Raw genomic sequence first — 16,898 nt, 5'->3', positions numbered from 1 at the left:
CAATGAGAACTTGTGCAAAGCTCACGCGGTCAACGACGTCGAGACACGCCTGCCGTCGCGCGCGCGTCGCACCGCGTCGACGGTGAACACCAGCAGCGCGACCCAGATCAGCCCGAACCCCAGCCACCGCATCGGGGGCATCGGCTCGTTGCCCACCAGCACACCCCAGGTCAGCTGCATCGCCGGTGTCACGTAGAACAGCAGGCCGAGGCTGACCAGCGGCAGCCGTTGTGCCGCGGCGGCGAAGAGCAGCAGCGGCAGTGCGGTGAGCACCCCCGACAGCACGAGCAGCGCAACGTGTCCCCCACCGTGTCCGGTGAGGGTGCCGCCGCCGCTGACCTGCAACGCCACCACATAGGCGACCGCGAACGGTGTGGCGATGGCGGCCTCCAGACCGACGCTGACGCGCGGATCGGTGGGAACCAGCTTTTTCACCGCGCCGTACAGTCCGAAGGACAGGGCAAGTCCGATCCCGACCAGCGGCGGCTGGCCGAGTTGCACCGTCATGATCACCACCGCGACCACCGCCAGGGCCAGTGCGGCGAACTGCCAGCGGTTGAGTTTCTCCCGGAAGATCACCAGCCCGAGCGCGATCGACACAAGCGGGTTCATGAAATAGCCCAGGGCGGCGTCGACGACGTGGCCGTTGTTGACCGCGTACACGTAGATGAGCCAGTTGACCGAGATGAGCCCGGCCGCGGTGACCAGAAGCAGCCAGGTTCGCCGGGTGATGTTCCTGATGTCACCCAGACGGCGCACCGCCGCCACGACGACGACCATCAGCACGAAGCTCCAGATGATCCGGTGGGCGAGCACCTCCACCGCCCCCGCCGGTTTCAGCAGCGGGAAGAACGCCGGGAACAGGCCCCACATCACATAGGCGCCGGCCCCGAAGAACAGGCCTGACCTCACAGGTGGTGCTGACGCAGGACGTCCAGCGCGTGCTGCAGGTCGGCCGGATACGGGCTGGTGAACTCGACCCACCTGCCGTCCGCGGGATGCGCGAAGGCCAGCGACCGCGCATGCAGCCATTGCCGTTCCAGCCCAAGCCTTTTGGCCAGGTTGGGGTCGGCGCCGTAGGTGATGTCACCACAGCAGGGATGGTGCAGCGCGGCGAAGTGCACCCGGATCTGGTGTGTGCGCCCGGTTTCGAGCGTGACGTCGAGCAGGCTCGCGGCCTGGTGCGCCTCCAGCGTGTCGTAGTGCGTCACGCTGTTGCGGCCGCCCTCGACGACGGCGAACTTCCAGTCGTTCCCGCGGTGACGGCCGATCGGCGCGTCGATGGTCCCGCTGGACGGATCCGGGTGCCCCTGCACGAGCGCGTGATAGCGCTTCTCGACGGTGCGCTCCTTGAACGCCCTCTTGAGCACCGTGTACGCCCGCTCGGACAGGGCGACGACCATGACGCCGGACGTGCCGACGTCCAGCCGGTGCACGATGCCCTGGCGCTCGTGAATTCCCGACGTGCTGATCCGGAATCCGGCGGCGGCCAGTCCCCCGAGCACCGTCGGCCCATGCCAACCGACCGTCGCGTGGGCCGCCACCCCGGGAGGCTTGTCGATCGCGACGAGGTCGTCGTCGGAGTACAGAATCGTCATGCCCTCGATGTCGACCGGGACGTTCTCCACCGGCGGGGGCGCCTCGGGCAGCTGGACCTCCAGCCATGCGCCCGCGACCAGTTTGTCGGACTTGCCTGCGACGGCGCCGTCCAGCTCGACGCCGCCCTCCTCCGCGATCGCCGCGGCCGCCGTCCGCGACAACCCGAGGAGCCGGGCCAGCCCGGCGTCCACGCGCATGCCTGCCAGCCCCTCGGGCACCGGCATCGACCGTGTGGTCATTCTGCTTCCGGCTCGGATGCGGGCTTACGCCGCCCGGCAGTGTCGAAGTCGAATCCGAACAGCGACAACACCACGAGCAGGATCGCGCCCCCGACCACCGACGGGTCGGCCACGTTGAACACCGGCCACCATCCGATGGACAGGAAGTCGACGACGTGACCGCGCAGCGGGCCGGGCGAACGGAAGAACCGGTCCACCAGGTTGCCCATCGCGCCGCCGAGGATCATGCCCAACCCCAGAGCCCACCACGGCGATACCAGGCGTCGACCCATCCAGATGATGCCGAAGACGACACCCGTGGCGACCAGCGTCAGGACCCAGGTGTATCCGGTGGCCATCGAGAACGCCGCGCCGGAGTTCCGGACCAGCGTCCATGTCACCGTGTCGCCGATGATCGGGACCGGCTGACCGGGTGTCAGCAGCCTGACGGCAAGCACCTTGGTGACGATGTCGAGCACGAGCACCACCCCCGCCACCGTCAGCAGGAGGCGCACCCGCCGGCGCGGAGGCGAAGCCGGGGCGGGCTGTTCACCGGCCACCTTTTCCTCGCCGGTCGCGGGCTCGGCCGGGCTCGATGATTCGTCGGTCACGCACCCATCATCGCAAAGAGCCGGTGGTGAACAATTCCACCCATGGATCGCCTCGTCGTCATAACCACCGGTGGCACCATTTCGACGAGCGCCGATGCCGACTCCGTGTTGCGTCCCACCCGCACCGGCGCCGACCTCACGCAGGGTTTGGACGTCGACGTCGACGTCGACGTCGTCGACGTGGTCAAGGTCGACAGCTCCCAGCTCACGCCCCGGGACTGGGACCGGATCGCTGCGGCCGTCCGAGACGCAGCCGACTCGTCGCAGGGCATCGTCGTCACCCACGGCACCGACACCATGGAGGAGACCGCGCTGTGGCTGGCGCTGACCTATGACGGTGACACCCCGGTGGTGCTCACCGGGGCGCAGCGCAGCGCCGACGCGCCGGACGCCGACGGACCCGCCAACCTGCGCGACGCCCTGGCGGTCGCCGCCGGCCCGCACAGTCGCGGACTCGGCGTGGTGGTGAGCTTCGCCGGTGCCGTGTTCGACGCGCTCGGCGTCCACAAGGTGGCGACCACCGACGCGCAGAGCTTCGCGGGCCGGTCGGCAACGCCCGGCAGGCCGCGGCCCTACCTCGGCAGGCTCGTCGCGGCCGATGCGCCGCGGGTGGACATCGTGGCCGCCTACCCCGGTGCAGACACCGCCGCCCTGGACGCCTGTGTCGCGGCGGGCGCGCGCGGCATCGTGCTGCAGGGTCTGGGGGCGGGCAATGCGGGAGCCGCCCTGATCGACGGCGTGCGCAGGCACTGCCGCGACGGCGTGGCGGTCGCGGTGTCGACCAGGGTGCCCGAGGGCCGGGTGAGCCCCGGCTACGGCCCGGGCCGCGCCCTCGTGGACGCAGGGGCGTTCGTGGCATCTCGGCTTCGGCCGCCGCAGGCCCGCGTGCTGTTGATGGCCGCGCTGGCAGCCGGGACACCGGCACCCCGGCAGGTCTTCGACGAGTGGGCCTGAGCCGTCACTACGACGTCTCCTGATGCCGGGCGACCTCCTCGACGAAGTCCGGCCAGGCGAGGCTGTCGACCGGGTTGGCCCGAGACACCGCGGGATCGTCGGCGCGGAAGGTGCGCGCCGGCCCCACCCCGGTGGCGCGGGTCTCGAAGCGCACGGTCATCACCCCGTGTCCGGCACCCTGCACCCAGCCGTGCCCGAACTCCAGATGCGTGACGTCGTCCCCGACCCGCCACGCCGGTGCTGCGGCGGCGACGTCGGTGAGCGTGGCGGGCAGGCTGCGGTCCGACGTCTCCTCGACCACCTCCAGATCGGTGAAGAGTGGCTCCTGCTGAACGTGGGAGAGACCCGAAAACCCCACTCCCACAAGCCGTACCGGGCCGATCTCGACAGGATCCAGCAGCAGCTTCCGCGCCGTGCCGATCAGGGTGGCCGGGTCGGTGGTGGCGTACGGAAGGGTCGCCGAGCGGGTCAGGGTGCTCATGTCGGAACGTTTGAGTTTGACGGTCACGGTGCGCGCCCCCCGGCCGTCCTTTTCCAGCCGGCGGTGGGCATGACCTCCGATCGGCCCCATCGCCTCGTGTAACTGCGCGAGCGTGGTCAGGTCCTGCGCGAACGTCGACTCCGCGCTGATCTGCTTGGCGGGCGCGTTCTCGGCGACGGGCCGGTCGTCGATGCCGCGCGCCAGCCGATGCAGCGCCGGACCCACCGTCGCGCCGAGGATGTCGGCCACCTCGGTGTGCGACAGCGCCGCAAAGGCTCCGATGGTCTCGACACCCAGGCGGTGCAGTTTCTCGTCGGCGACCGGCCCGATCCCCCAGAGCCGCCGGACCGGAAGCCCGGCCAGCAGGCTGCGCTCCTCGTCCCGGCGGACCACCCGGACGCCGTCGGGCTTGGCCAGTCCCGAGGCGATCTTGGCGATCTGCTTTCCGGAGCCCGCCCCCACCGAGGCCACCAGCCCGGTCTCGGTCAGGACGCGGGCCCGCAACTGCTCACAGAAGTCTTCGACCGCGGGCTCGGCCGCGCCGGCCAGCTCAGGCGGCTCACCGAAGGCTTCGTCGAACGACAACTGCTCCAGGACCGCCACCATGGTCCGCACCGTCTCGAACACCCGCCTGCTGGCCAGTCCGTAGACGACCCCGCGCGGTGGGAGCACCACCGCAGCGCTGCCGATCAGACGTCTGGCCTGGTGCATCGGCATCGCCGAGCGGGCGCCGAAGACGCGTGACTCGTAGCTCGCCCCTGCCACCACGCCGCGACCACCGACGCCGCCCACCAGCACCGGACGTCCGCGCAGAGTAGGCCGGGTCAACTGCTCCACAGATGCGAAGAACGCATCCATGTCCAGGTGCAGGACCCACCGAGCCGCCACACCCGCCGATGCTAGGCGGTGCCGGATAGCCTGACCGGCATGGCACACCCGAGCGGGGAATCGTCCGACGTACCGATCCGGGACGCCTCGATCCGGCTCGGCCAGTTTCTCAAGCTGGCCGACCTGATCGACACCGGCGCCGACGCGAAGACGGTGATCGCCGACGGACTGGTCAGCGTCAACGGCGAGGTGGAGCGCCGCCGCGGCAGACAACTGCGCCCGGGCGACACCGTGGTCTACGGCGACCGCGCTGCCCGCGTCGCGCCGGGGTGAACCTACGCGGCCGTCACGCCTTCACGATCGCGACGCGCACGCCGTCGCCGATCTCGGTTCCATCCGCCGGCTCACCGAACTCGAAGCTGGTGGCCAGAACCTCGCCTGCAATCAGCTCCCGGTGGGTCCGGGCCCACTCCGCGTGCCGCTCGGGTACCGAGATCACCACCGAAATCCGGTCGGAGACATCGAGTCCCGTGGACTTTCGGAGCTCCTGCAGTTCGCGGATCCGATCTTTGGCCCAGCCTTCGGCCTCCAACTCCGGGGTAACGGTGCCGTCGAGCACCACCAGCCCGGCCCCGCCGGGAAGCGCCGAGGTGAATTCGGGATCGGCCGCCACCAGTCGCGAGCTGTACTCCTCGGGGAGAAGGACCGCGGGCCCGGCCTCCAACGTGCCGTCGGCATTGACGACCGCCTCGCCCGCCTTCACCGCCTTGATCGCGGCCTGCACATCCTTGCCGATCCGCGGCCCGGCGGCGCGGGCGTTCACGGTCAGCTCGAACTGTCCATGCGCGGCGATGTCGTCGGTCAGCTCGACCGCCTTGACGTTGAGCTCGTCGGCGATCAGCTCACGGTAGGGCTCGAGACGGCTCGGATCATCGACTGCCACAGTCAGTTTCAGCAAGGGCAGGCGCACGCGCAGCTTCTTGGCCTTGCGCAGCGACGATCCGGTCGATGCGACGGCGCGCACCAGGTCCATGTCCGCGACCAACTGCGGGTCGGCGGGCAACGAGCCCGATTCCGGCCAGTCGGTCAGGTGCACCGAGCGCTCGCCGGTGACGCCGCGCCAGATGACCTCGGTGATCAGCGGTAGCAGCGGTGCGGCCAGGCGACTGGTCACCTCCAGCACGGTGTGCAGCGTGTCGATCGCATCGCGATCCTCCTCCCAGAACCGCGAACGAGACCGCCGCACATACCAATTGGTCAGCGCCTCGGTGAACTGGCGGAGCTGGTCGCAGGCCTGGGAGATGTCGCACGTGTCCATCGACGCGGTCAGATCGTCGCGCAGCACGGCAAGCTTGGCCAGGATGTAGCGGTCCAGCACGTTGGTCGAATCGGTGCGCCACGTGCCCTTCTCCGGGGCGTAGAGCGCCAGGAAGGTGTAGGCGTTCCACAGCGGCAGCAGCACCTGCCGGACTCCCTCGCGGATGCCCTGCTCGGTGACGATCAGGTTGCCGCCGCGCAGGATCGGCGAGGCCATCAGGAACCACCGCATCGCGTCAGAGCCGTCGCGGTCGAACACCTCGGACACGTCCGGGTAGTTGCGCAGCGACTTGCTCATCTTCTGCCCGTCGTTGCCCAGCACGATGCCGTGCGAGACACACGTGCGGAACGCCGGTCGGTCGAACAGCGCGGTCGCGAGGACGTGCAGCGTGTAGAACCAGCCGCGGGTCTGACCGATGTACTCGACGATGAAATCGCCGGGATAGTGCGACTCGAACCACTGCTCGTTCTCGAACGGGTAGTGCACCTGCCCGTAGGGCATCGACCCGGAGTCGAACCATACGTCGAGCACGTCCTCGATGCGCCGCATCGTGGACCTGCCGGTCGGATCGTCCGGGTTGGGCCGGGTCAGCTCGTCGATGAACGGGCGGTGCAGGTTGTCCGGCCGGACGCCGAAATCGCGTTCCAACTCGTCGAGGCTGCCGTACACGTCGATCCGCGGATATGCCGGATCGTCGGACTTCCACACCGGAATCGGGGTGCCCCAGTAGCGATTTCGCGAGATCGACCAATCCCGCGCGCCCTGCAGCCACTTGCCGAACTGACCGTCCTTGACGTGCTCGGGATACCAGGTGATCTCCTGGTTGAGCTCGACCATGCGGTCCCGGAACTGCGTGACCTTGACGAACCAGGACGACACCGCCCGGTAGATCAGCGGATTGCGGCACCGCCAGCAGTGCGGATAGGAGTGCTCGTACGTGTCGTGACGCAGCAGCACGGCACCGTTGACGGCCGCCGGGCCGGAGCCGTTCTTGAGGTCGCGGATGATCTGCGGGTTGGCGTCGAACACGTGCTGGCCCGCGTAGTCGGGCACCGACGAGTCGAAGCGGCCTCTGGCGTCGACCGGGGTGACGGCCTCGATCCCCGCCGCCTGCGCGGTGGCCATGTCGTCCTCGCCGTAGGCCGGGGACATGTGCACCAGCCCGGTGCCGTCCTCGGTGCTGACGAAGTCGCCGGGCAGGACCCGAAATGCGTTGGGCGAGTCGATGAAATAGGGAAACGGCGGAACATAGTGCACGTCAAGGAGCTCGCGGCCGGCGTAGCTGGCCAGCACTTCGGGCTCCTCTCCCAACTCGCGCGCGTAGGCGCCCAAGCGGGCTTGCGCCAGCACCAGGCGTCGGCCGTCGACCTCGACCACCACGTAGGTGACGTCCGGGTTGACCGCGACCGCCTGGTTGGAGGGCAGTGTCCACGGTGTCGTCGTCCACACCACCAGGTAGGCCCCGACGAGGTCGCTGACCGGCCCTCCGTCGATCCGGAACCCGACGGTGAGCGCGGGGTCCTGCCGACTCTGGTACACGTCGTCGTCCATGCGCAGCTCGTGACTGGACAGCGGGGTCTCGTCATTCCAGCAGTACGGCAGCACCCGATTGCCCTCGTAGGCAAGGCCCTTGTCCCACAGTTGCTTGAACACCCAGAGCACCGACTCCATGAACCCGATGTCGAGTGTCTTGTAGTCGTTGTCGAAGTCGACCCAGCGGGCCTGCCTGGTCACGTACTCACGCCACTCGCTGGTGTACTTGAGCACCGACTCCCGGCAGGCATCGTTGAACTTCTCGATGCCCATTTCCTCGATCTGGGCTTTGTCGGTGATGCCGAGTTGACGCTGCACCTCGAGTTCGGCGGGCAGACCGTGGGTGTCCCAGCCGAATCGGCGATCCACCTTGTAGCCGCGCATCGTGCGGTAGCGCGGAACGATGTCCTTGACGTAGCCGGTCAGCAGGTGCCCGTAGTGCGGAAGGCCGTTGGCGAAGGGTGGGCCGTCGTAGAAGACGTACTCCGGTGCACCCTCGCGCGCGGCAATGCTGGACCGGAAGGTGTCGTCGCTGCCCCAGTAGCTCAGTACCTCGGCTTCCAGCGCCGGGAACTTCGGCGCTCCGGATGCCGGCTTGGGATATGCGGTCACGTGCTACGTCTCCTGTGCCATGCGTCGCTCAAGGCACGGGGACGAACGTCGCGCAGGTGCGCGAGCGCCGCGGTACCACCCCGCTTGCGCACGAGAATCGTGCGCCACTCCACTCAAGGCTGTGACGGGCCCACCCGTTCGGTTCTACTCGGCGTGAGAAAAAGCGCTCACTGCTGTTCTTCCGAAGGCTCCCCGGTGATGGCCGGATCGGCGCCGATGCACGACAGTCTAGCGGCGGTGCCGAGTCAGAGCGGCGCGGCCGCGTCCGAGGTGATCTCGATCAGCGCCAGCGGGAACTGCTCGGCCATTTCTTCGACGGAGTACGAGTCGAAGCGCGCCGTGTCGTACCACCAGTCGAGATGCAGCAGCCCGTCCGCGAGGAGGACGCGCAATTCGAGCGCGCGCCCGGCAGGCTCGTCGGCCAGGTCGGTGGTCGTGACATTGAGCAACAGCTCGGCCTGGCCGCTGACGCGACCGGGCGCACCTGCCAGTGCGGTATGCGCCCCCTGCAACATCTCGGTAGGCCCCATCGGCTGGTCGGCCGCACAGATGAGCGTGACGGGGTGGCTAAGCCAACGGTTGCCACCAGTGACGTCGACGGTCACCGTTCCCTCACCACGCGTCCGGCCGAGGGTGCGCCCCAGTGCAGCGAGAATGACCTCCTCGACGTGCACGCCGAGCCATTCGGCTGCCGCGTCCAGCTCCTCCGCCAGTTCGCTCGAGGGCAAAGTGCTGAACTTCTCTAGTTCGTTGGGCAGGGCGTCGATCGAGGGGTGATCGAACACATCCAGGCCCGGCGCGGAGAGGACGGGCCGTTGTTTGACCTCGTCCGAGATGTATGGAGCGACCATGCATCTGACGGTACAGCGAATGTCCCAGAATTGGGAGACTGCTCCCAAAAGTGTGACGACGTGGTCAATAAGGAACGTGTTACTGATTTGCCGGGACAGGGTGCCCAAAGCCAGGAACAGGGTTTATGGTGGTCAAATGCCCCGTACGGACGAGAACGGCAGACAGCTCAAAGCCCTGCTCGACTACCTCCTCGACGGAGAGATCGACACCAAGGATATTTTTGACGCGCTTGGCATTTCCAGCAGTACCTATTACAGGCGGATAAAGGAAGCCGACTATCCGAACGCCGAAGAACTGCGGCATGTCGCGGACCGATTCGGGCTGAGCTATCCGGACCTGCAGATTCAGTTCGGCCTGATGAGCAGGCAGGAAGTCTGGCACTACGTCGAGGCCGCGGGGTCCGCGCAATTGACGACGGCCACGTTGCCGGAAACCACGGTGAAGACCACAAACCGCAGGTCCAGGCTGGCGGATCTCACGCCCAGGCTGGATGCACCTCCCCTGTAGCCGTGTCAGTGTTTACCATTTGCTGAACCCGTCCTGCTCGAAAGAGACCCGTTATGGCCCTGGCGTCACTCATCGTGATCACACTCGTGTGCATCGGGTGGAGCCTGTGGATCCGCCGGGTCACGTGGTCGTGCCGGTGGGAAGTGGCCGCCACGCTCAATATCGCGCTGCAGGGCCTTGCGGTGTTGTTGATGTCGCCCTTCGCCTCGGAAACCATCGGACCGTGGCTCTTTTCGCTGACCGGTAAGTGGAACCTCGAGGACTACATCGGCCACGATTGCTACATCGTGGCCGCCTCGGCCGTCGTGTACAACGCGCTCGGCCGCCTCGAGCAGGATCACGCAATGCAGCAACGATTCCGCCAACACATCGAGCTGCCGGCGACGCTGTGCATCCCACTGCTGCTCGCCGCGTTCTGGCTCAGCAACGGCGCGTCCATCTACCGTCCCGACTTCTTCGACGTCCCCACCGACTTCTGGCTCAACATGTACTGGCTGCTGCTGTGTGGCATGTTGATCTACCTGCTCGGCTATGGCGCGCGCGCCCTGCTGATCCTGCGCACGGATCCCCGGTCCCGCCACATCGCCAACGTGTATCTGTTCGCGTCCGCGATGGGCATCGTGGCGTGCCTCGTGCGCATCACCACCGCGCTGGTCCCGCAGTTGCAGACCGTCCAGGGCAGCACTCTGGTGTGGATCTTCGCGTGCGCCTGCGGCGCCGGCTTTGCGCTGACGTCAGCGTATTCGTGGCGCATCAAGACCAGATGGTTCTCCCGGGCCCAGTCCTGAGCGTGACGGCGAGCAGGCCGATTCTCAGACGGCAGTCGCTTCGAGGTCGGTGAAGGCGGCGCCGTATTCGCGCACCCGTCGGTGACCGTTCTTGCGGGCGAGCGCCGCCCCGCGGCGGATCAATGCGGCGGTCGCGACGAAGCCCGCCTGGTCGCTGATGACGAGGGGCGTGAGCAGCCGATTGTGGACGAAGCCGAAGGCCAGGCCAGTCTCCGGATCGGCCCAGCCCAGCGAACCGCCGAGCCCGACGTGCCCGAATCCGGGCATCAGGCCGGGAATCGGCAGACCGTGGTACCCGAGATGGAACGACAGCGGCATGACCATGCTGTGGTCGAGGCGCAGACTCCGGCGGCCCGTCAGCGCCGCCGTCGTCTCGCTGGACAGGAACTCCATGCCGTCGATGCGGCCGCCGTTGGCGATCGCGCCGTACATCCGTGCCAGTGCCCGGGCGGTCGCCACGCCGTTCGCGGCGGGGATCTCGCTGTCGAGCAGCGGCGTGTCGCCCTGCACGAAGGATTTGACGCCGGGAAAGTACATCGCCCCGAACGCGGCGGAGAACGGCAACGCCGCCAGATGCGGCGCCACGACATTGAAGAGCGGGTTCTGCAGGCGTGTCTGCGGACCGATGATGCGCGCGGGTTGCGTGGGGGCGTGCGCCGGCGGGCGGCCCAGGTGAATGCCGTCGGTGTTCAGTGGCGCGGCGACCTCGGTGCGGATCAACTGGCGCATCCCGGTGCCGGTGACCGCCCGCGCCAGCCCGGACAGCAACCATCCGAACGTGAACGCGTGGTACGCCGGTTTGCCGACCAGCCAGCTGGCCGGTGTGGCGGCCAGCCGTTCCTCCATCGCAAGGTGGTCCATCAGATCGGCCTTGGCCACGCCGTTGAGCTGGGACAGGCCCGCGCGGTGGCGCATGAGCTCCCGCACCGTGATCGCCGACTTGCCGTTGGCGCCGAACTCGCGCCAGTACTCGGCGACCGGTGCGTCGTAGTCGATCAGGCCGCGGTCGGCCAGCCGGTGGATGACAGTGGCTGCGACGCCCTTGGTGGCGGAGAACACCATGGGCGCGGTGTCGGCGTTCCAGCGGCGCTTCCCGCGCCGATCCGACCAGCCGGTCCACACATCCACCACCGGCTCGCCGTCGAGATACACCGCCAGCGCCCCGCCGCCGAACCGGCGGTACGGGAACATCTGCGCGAACGCACGGACCGCACAGGTGAAGTTGGGATCGGCCGCGCCCTGCACGCCGCGGGGCAGTTGCCCACCGTGGCCGTGTGAGAGCGCCCCATCGCGCTCCCGGGAATTGACGCCCGTCACAACTTGAATTTACCGCGCCGCGCGGCAAACTATCGCGGAGTTACCGATTCGTTAGCCCGTCGACGTCGGCGGCTGCTCGACGGCCGCGAGGATCTGCTGCGCAGCAAGCGCCGGTGTAAGTTCCCCGTCGCGTACCTGACGCTCGACCTCGGTGCGGATCGCCCGCACTCCGGGGCTCGACAGCACCCTGTCGAGCACGGCATCGCGGACCATCGACCAGGTCCATTCGACCTGCTGGGTGCGGCGCCTGGCCTCGAACTCCCCTGCCGCTGTCAGGACGTCGCGATGCTTGAGCACCGTGTCCCAGAGCTCGGTGAGGCCGTCGCCGGTCAGTGCGCTCATCGTCAACACCGGAGGGCGCCATAGGGTTTCGCGGGGATAGATCAGACGGATGGCACCGGCGAGTTCGCGTGCAGCGGCCTTGGCCTCGACCGCATGCTCGCCGTCGGCCTTGTTCACCACGACGATATCGGCCAGCTCGAGCACGCCCTTCTTGATGCCCTGCAACTGGTCGCCGGTGCGAGCCAGGGTCAGGAACACGAAGGTGTCCACCATGTTGGCAACCGTCACCTCGGACTGGCCGACGCCCACGGTCTCGACCAGGATGACGTCGTAACCGGCGGCCTCCAGCAACACGATCGTCTCGCGCGTCGCCTTCGCCACACCGCCGAGCGTGCCGGAGGTCGGCGACGGCCTGATGTAGGCGTCGGGATGCACGGCCAGTTTCGCCATCCGGGTCTTGTCCCCCAGGATCGAGCCGCCGGTCCGCGTCGACGACGGATCGACGGCGAGCACCGCAACCCGGTGCCCCTGGTCGATCAGGTGGACGCCGAGGGCCTCGATGGCCGTCGACTTGCCGACACCGGGAACGCCCGTGATGCCGACGTGCATGGCCCGGCCCGCGTCGGGCATGAGCTCCAGCAGCAGTTCCTGCGCCCGCTGCCGATGGTCGACGCGGGTCGATTCGACGAGCGTGATCGCCCTCGCCAACGCCGAGCGGTCACCGCTGCGGACCGCCGCCGCGAGCTCACGGACCGATTGGCTCATCTAGTTCAACGTGTAGCCGAGGCGTTCGGCCAGCTTGTTCAGCAGACCGATCGCGGCATCGGCGATGACGGTGCCGGGAGGGAAGATCGCGGTCGCCCCGGCCGCGTACAGCTCGTCGAAATCGCCGGGCGGGATCACCCCGCCGACGACGACCATGATGTCGGGTCGGCCGACCTCGGCGAGCGCGTCGCGCAACGCGGGCACCAACGTCAGGTGTCCGGCCGCCAGCGAGGAGACCCCGACCACGTGCACGTCGTTGTCGGCGGCCTGGCGCGCGACCTCGTCGGGCGTCGAGAACAGCGAGCCGACGTCGACGTCGAAGCCGATGTCGGCGAACGCCGTCGCGATGACCTTCTGTCCGCGGTCGTGTCCGTCCTGCCCCATCTTCGCGACGAGGATGCGGGGACGACGTCCGTCGGCCTCGGCGAACTTCTCGACCAATTCCGTTGCGCCACTGACGTTACTGGCCATGCCCACCTCGTCCCTGTACACCCCGGCGATGGTCCGGATCTCGGCCTGGTGCCTGCCGTAGACCTTCTCCAGGGCGTCGGAGATCTCGCCGACGGTGGCCATGGCGCGGGCGGCCTTGATGGCCAGCGCCATCAGGTTGTTGCCGAGCCCATCCTCCCCCGCGGGACCGGAAGCCGCTGCGGCACGGGTCAGTTCGGCGAGAGCAGCCTGCGTCGCCTCGTTGTCACGGTCGGCGCGCAGCCTCTCCAGCTTGGCGATCTGCTCGGCGCGCACCCGGCTGTTCTCGACCTTGAGGACCTCGATCTCCTGATCCTCGTCGACCTGGTACTTGTTGATGCCGATGACCGTCTGAGCGCCCGAATCGATCCGGGCCTGGGTGCGGGCGGCGGCTTCTTCGATGCGCAGCTTGGGGATGCCCTCGTTGATGGCCTGCGCCATGCCGCCGTGTTCGGCGATCTCGCGAATGTGTCCGCGCGCCTTCTCGGCCAGCTGGTGGGTCAGCCACTCCACGTAGTACGACCCTGCCCACGGATCGATGGGACGCGTGGTGCCGGACTCCTGCTGCAGCAGGAGCTGGGTGTTGCGGGCAATCCGGGCTGAGAAGTCGGTGGGCAGCGCCAGCGCCTCGTCGAGCGCGTTGGTGTGCAGCGACTGGGTGTGGCCCTGGGTGGCCGCCATCGCCTCGATGCAGGTCCGAGCGACGTTGTTGAACGGGTCCTGCGCGGTCAACGACCATCCTGAGGTCTGCGAATGGGTGCGCAGCGACAGCGACTTCGCACTCTTCGGATCGAACTGTGCGACCAGTTCGCTCCACAGCAGCCGGCCCGCACGCAGCTTGGCGACCTCCATGAAGAAGTTCATGCCGATACCCCAGAAGAAGGACAGCCGCGGCGCGAACTTGTCGATGTCCAGGCCGGCGTCGAGGCCCGCCTTGATGTACTCGACACCGTCGGCCAGCGTGTAGCCCAGCTCCAGATCGGCCGTCGCCCCCGCTTCCTGGATGTGGTAGCCGGAGATCGAGATGCTGTTGTACTTCGGCATCTTCACGCTGGTGTAGCCGAAGATGTCGGAGATGATCCGCATGGAGGGCTTGGGTGGATAGATGTAGGTGTTGCGGACCATGAACTCTTTGAGAATGTCGTTCTGGATGGTCCCGGCGAGCTTCTCCGGCGGCACGCCCTGCTCCTCGGCGGCCGCGACGTAGAGGGCCAGGATCGGCAGCACGGCCCCGTTCATCGTCATCGACACCGAGACCGCCGACAGGTCGATACCGTCGAACAGCTGGCGCATGTCGAGAATGGAGTCGATCGCCACCCCCGCCATACCGACGTCACCGGCGACACGGGGATGGTCGGAGTCGTAGCCGCGGTGGGTGGCGAGATCGAACGCGACCGACAGCCCCTTCTGGCCGGCGGCCAGATTCCGGCGGTAGAACGCATTCGACTCCGCTGCCGTGGAGAAGCCGGCGTACTGGCGGATGGTCCACGGCTGGTTGACGTACATCGTCGGGTACGGGCCACGCACGAACGGCGGCTCACCCGGCAGGCTGTGCAGCGGGTACCCGGCGCCTGCGGCGTCGTCGCGGTCGGCGGCGATGTAGACGGGCTTGACGTCGATGCCCTCCGGGGTCGCCCAGTCGAGCTGCTCGGCGGCGTAGCCGTGTGCGGCGGCCGCCGCGGCCACCTGCCCGGCAACGTCGGCAGGTGTCGGCGCCGCAACGGCTGCCTCAGTTGCGAGAGGCACATCCGCGAAGGAACCGATGACGGGTTTCGCTGTGGCAGTCATGTCATGCTCCCAATCGGGTCAGCAGGTCTGACAGTGCTTCGACCGCATCGATTTTCGCGGTCAGGTATCCGTCGGGCTTCGACGCGGAGTCCGCGACGGCCTTCTCCGGACCGGCGAGCAGAATGCGCTTCACGCCTGCTGTTCTGGCGGCGTCCACGGCTGCCGACGCCTCGTCGCCGTACCGCTTGTCGGTCCCGCAGATCACCGCGACTTCGCCTGCTCCGGACTCCCGCACGGCCGCGGCGATTCCCGCCGCGTCCAACGGACCGGGATTGACGGCTTCGATTCCGCCCGACGCGAGCAGGTTCGCCGCGAACGTCGTGCGGATGTTGTGCTCGGCCAGCGGTCCCAGCGGCAGCAGCAGCACCCTGGGGCGCGCACCGCGTCTGTCCAGGTGGACGTCGGAGCGGTTGCGCAGGTCCTCGAAGTCGGCTCCGTAGCGACGCACGCCCGGCAGCGGGTTTCCCTGCGGCAGCGGCATTTCGGTCAGGTTCGGATATTCGTTGACGCCGGTGAGTGAGGTGCGCCGGTGCGCGATGTCGGCGGCGCGACGCTCGGCGACCTCCGCGATCTGTGCGCCGATGTTCTCGCGGGCCGCCTCGAATCCACCCGCTGCCTCGATCTCCTGGAATCGTGACCACGCCCGCTCGGCGAGTTCGCGGGTGAGGTCCTCGACGAACCACGAACCTCCGGCCGGGTCGAGTACCCGCCCGATGTGAGACTCCTCCAACAGAAGCAGCTGCGTGTTGCGCGCGATGCGGCGGGCGAAACTGCGCGCGGTGCCGGGGAATCCACCGTCGATCGCGACGTCGAACGGGTGCACCGTGACGGTGTCCGCGCCGCCGACGCCCGCCGCGAAGGCCGCGACAGTGGTGCGCAGCATGTTCACCCACGGATCCCGCTGCGACATCATCGGCAGCGAGGTGGTGGCGTGCAGCGTGGCCGCACCGGCCGCGGGTTCGCCGACCACTTCGGCGACGCGTGCCCAGAGTTGGCGTGCCGCCCGCAGTTTGGCGATGGTCATGAACTGGTCGTCGTCGGCGGCGAACCGGAAGCTGATCTGGGCGAGCGCCTCCGAGCTGGACAGCCCGGCGTCGACAAGCTGGCGCAGGTAGCTGACACCCACGGCGATGGCGGCGGCCAGTTCCCAGGAGGCGTTCGCGCCGAGATTGTGAAAGGCCGGCCCGTCGACGGTGATCGCCCGAACATGCCCGGCGTAGTCGGTCAGCTTCTGCGCGGTGGTGATCACGTCGCCGAGTGCCGGAGCGGTCCGGCCGGACAGCGCCGCACTGAGCGGGTCGGCCCCGAGGTCGACCGACAGCCGGGAGCGCCGGTCGTCGTCGAGGCCGCTGAGAAGCCCGAGCATGACGTCCGCAGTCTCGGTGTAAGTGCTGCCGCCGCCGGACGTTTCGAACACCACCGGCACCAGGTCGAGATACACGCCGTCGAGCAGGCGGTCGAGTTCGGTGGGAGTGACCCCGCCCGCTGCCGAGCCGTCACCGACGCGCAGCACCAGCGCGCTGATGCCTTCGGTCAAGCCGAGCAGGATCGACCCGTTGGCCTCTGCCGCAGCAGAACCGTCCGCCGGGTAGACGTCGGCAACCTTCCAGCCCGATTTGACGTCGCGCAGGGCGTCGCCGCCCCGCACGAAGGGCCAGGTACCGGGCAACGCCGGTTCGGCATGCTCGTCGGCGCTGGTGTACAGCGGACGGATCGGGAACCCGTCGTAGGTCGCCGAGTCGAGCAGGCGCTCGGGTTCATCGGGCAGATCGGCGGGATCGCGTGTGGTGCTCTTCGTCAGCACGCCCGCCACGGCGGTGCGCCACCGGTCCAGATCGGAGTCGATTACTCCGCCGGCAGTACCGGCGCTGGGATTCTGCACAGCCATCAGGCTAAATGATGGCCGTCACATCAGCGCACACCGGTGTGCAGACGCAACACCGCGAGGCAGAGCGCTTTAACTCTCACCCCGTACCC

At 68.2% G+C, this 16,898-nt stretch carries 14 protein-coding genes; 4 read left to right on the top strand and 10 right to left on the bottom strand.

The window, feature by feature from the left end; genetic code table 11:
- Positions 1-21: 21 nt before the first annotated feature.
- Genes rarD through lspA form a run of 3 tightly spaced genes read right to left on the bottom strand, consistent with a single transcriptional unit; the run spans position 22 to position 2,428 of the window.
- Positions 22-912 (bottom strand): EamA family transporter RarD, encoded by an 891-nt coding sequence (gene rarD, locus EL337_RS13035; protein ID WP_048633874.1) that lies wholly within the window; start codon positions 910-912, stop codon positions 22-24.
- Positions 909-1,838 carry an RluA family pseudouridine synthase gene (locus tag EL337_RS13030; RefSeq protein WP_048633875.1) on the bottom strand — a complete coding sequence of 310 codons (930 nt, stop codon included), beginning with the start codon at positions 1,836-1,838 and terminating at the stop codon, positions 909-911. Before EL337_RS13030 ends, rarD begins: the two co-directional genes overlap by 4 nt.
- On the bottom strand, positions 1,835-2,428 hold the full coding sequence (gene lspA / locus EL337_RS13025; protein ID WP_048633876.1) for a signal peptidase II: 594 nt from the start codon (positions 2,426-2,428) through the stop codon (positions 1,835-1,837). Before lspA ends, EL337_RS13030 begins: the two co-directional genes overlap by 4 nt.
- A 42-nt stretch (positions 2,429-2,470) precedes the next feature.
- Here lspA and EL337_RS13020 point away from each other — a divergent pair, with 42 nt between their 5' ends.
- On the top strand, positions 2,471-3,382 hold the full coding sequence (locus EL337_RS13020; protein ID WP_048633877.1) for an asparaginase: 912 nt from the start codon (positions 2,471-2,473) through the stop codon (positions 3,380-3,382).
- A gap of 7 nt (positions 3,383-3,389) precedes the next feature.
- Here EL337_RS13020 and EL337_RS13015 read toward each other — a convergent pair whose 3' ends face one another.
- Positions 3,390-4,751, bottom strand: coding sequence for a DNA polymerase IV (locus tag EL337_RS13015; protein ID WP_083443168.1), 1,362 nt, complete (start codon positions 4,749-4,751; stop codon positions 3,390-3,392).
- Positions 4,752-4,790: 39 nt separating this feature from the next.
- On the opposite strand from EL337_RS13015, the gene EL337_RS13010 reads away from it, so the two are divergent.
- Complete coding sequence (locus EL337_RS13010; protein ID WP_048633878.1) at positions 4,791-5,024, top strand: RNA-binding S4 domain-containing protein; 234 nt, start codon at positions 4,791-4,793, stop codon at positions 5,022-5,024.
- Positions 5,025-5,037: 13 nt separating this feature from the next.
- Here the strand turns inward: EL337_RS13010 and ileS are convergent, their stop codons facing one another.
- Entirely contained in the window at positions 5,038-8,154 is a 3,117-nt protein-coding gene (gene ileS, locus EL337_RS13005) for an isoleucine--tRNA ligase (RefSeq protein WP_048633879.1), read from the bottom strand.
- 245 nt (positions 8,155-8,399) lie between these two features.
- Positions 8,400-9,005: a hypothetical protein gene (locus EL337_RS13000; RefSeq protein WP_048633880.1), complete on the bottom strand. Its 606-nt coding sequence runs from the start codon at positions 9,003-9,005 to the stop codon at positions 8,400-8,402.
- A 136-nt stretch (positions 9,006-9,141) separates the two neighbouring features.
- Between EL337_RS13000 and EL337_RS12995 the strand changes: the two genes are divergently transcribed.
- Complete coding sequence (locus tag EL337_RS12995; protein ID WP_048633881.1) at positions 9,142-9,513, top strand: hypothetical protein; 372 nt, start codon at positions 9,142-9,144, stop codon at positions 9,511-9,513.
- Between the two features lie 53 nt (positions 9,514-9,566).
- Entirely contained in the window at positions 9,567-10,301 is a 735-nt protein-coding gene (locus tag EL337_RS12990) for a hypothetical protein (RefSeq protein WP_048633882.1), read from the top strand.
- Positions 10,302-10,325: 24 nt separating this feature from the next.
- On the opposite strand, the gene lipL is transcribed toward EL337_RS12990, so the two are convergent.
- Genes lipL through mutA form a run of 4 tightly spaced genes read right to left on the bottom strand, consistent with a single transcriptional unit; the run spans position 10,326 to position 16,809 of the window.
- Entirely contained in the window at positions 10,326-11,618 is a 1,293-nt protein-coding gene (gene lipL, locus EL337_RS12985) for an esterase/beta-lactamase LipL (protein ID WP_048633883.1), read from the bottom strand.
- A 51-nt stretch (positions 11,619-11,669) separates the two neighbouring features.
- Positions 11,670-12,665, bottom strand: a complete 996-nt coding sequence (gene meaB / locus EL337_RS12980; protein WP_048633884.1) for a methylmalonyl Co-A mutase-associated GTPase MeaB — start codon at positions 12,663-12,665, stop codon at positions 11,670-11,672.
- Positions 12,666-14,921: a methylmalonyl-CoA mutase gene (gene scpA / locus EL337_RS12975; protein ID WP_048633885.1), complete on the bottom strand. Its 2,256-nt coding sequence runs from the start codon at positions 14,919-14,921 to the stop codon at positions 12,666-12,668.
- Between the two features lies 1 nt (position 14,922).
- Positions 14,923-16,809, bottom strand: coding sequence for a methylmalonyl-CoA mutase small subunit (gene mutA, locus EL337_RS12970; RefSeq protein ID WP_048633886.1), 1,887 nt, complete (start codon positions 16,807-16,809; stop codon positions 14,923-14,925).
- Positions 16,810-16,898: the final 89 nt, after the last annotated feature.

Origin of the sequence: Mycolicibacterium aurum (genome assembly GCF_900637195.1) — a bacterium.
GTDB classification, from domain to species: domain Bacteria; phylum Actinomycetota; class Actinomycetes; order Mycobacteriales; family Mycobacteriaceae; genus Mycobacterium; species Mycobacterium aurum.
The sequence above is the reverse complement of the archived record's forward strand: the minus strand, read 5'-3'. Positions and strand labels throughout refer to the sequence as shown.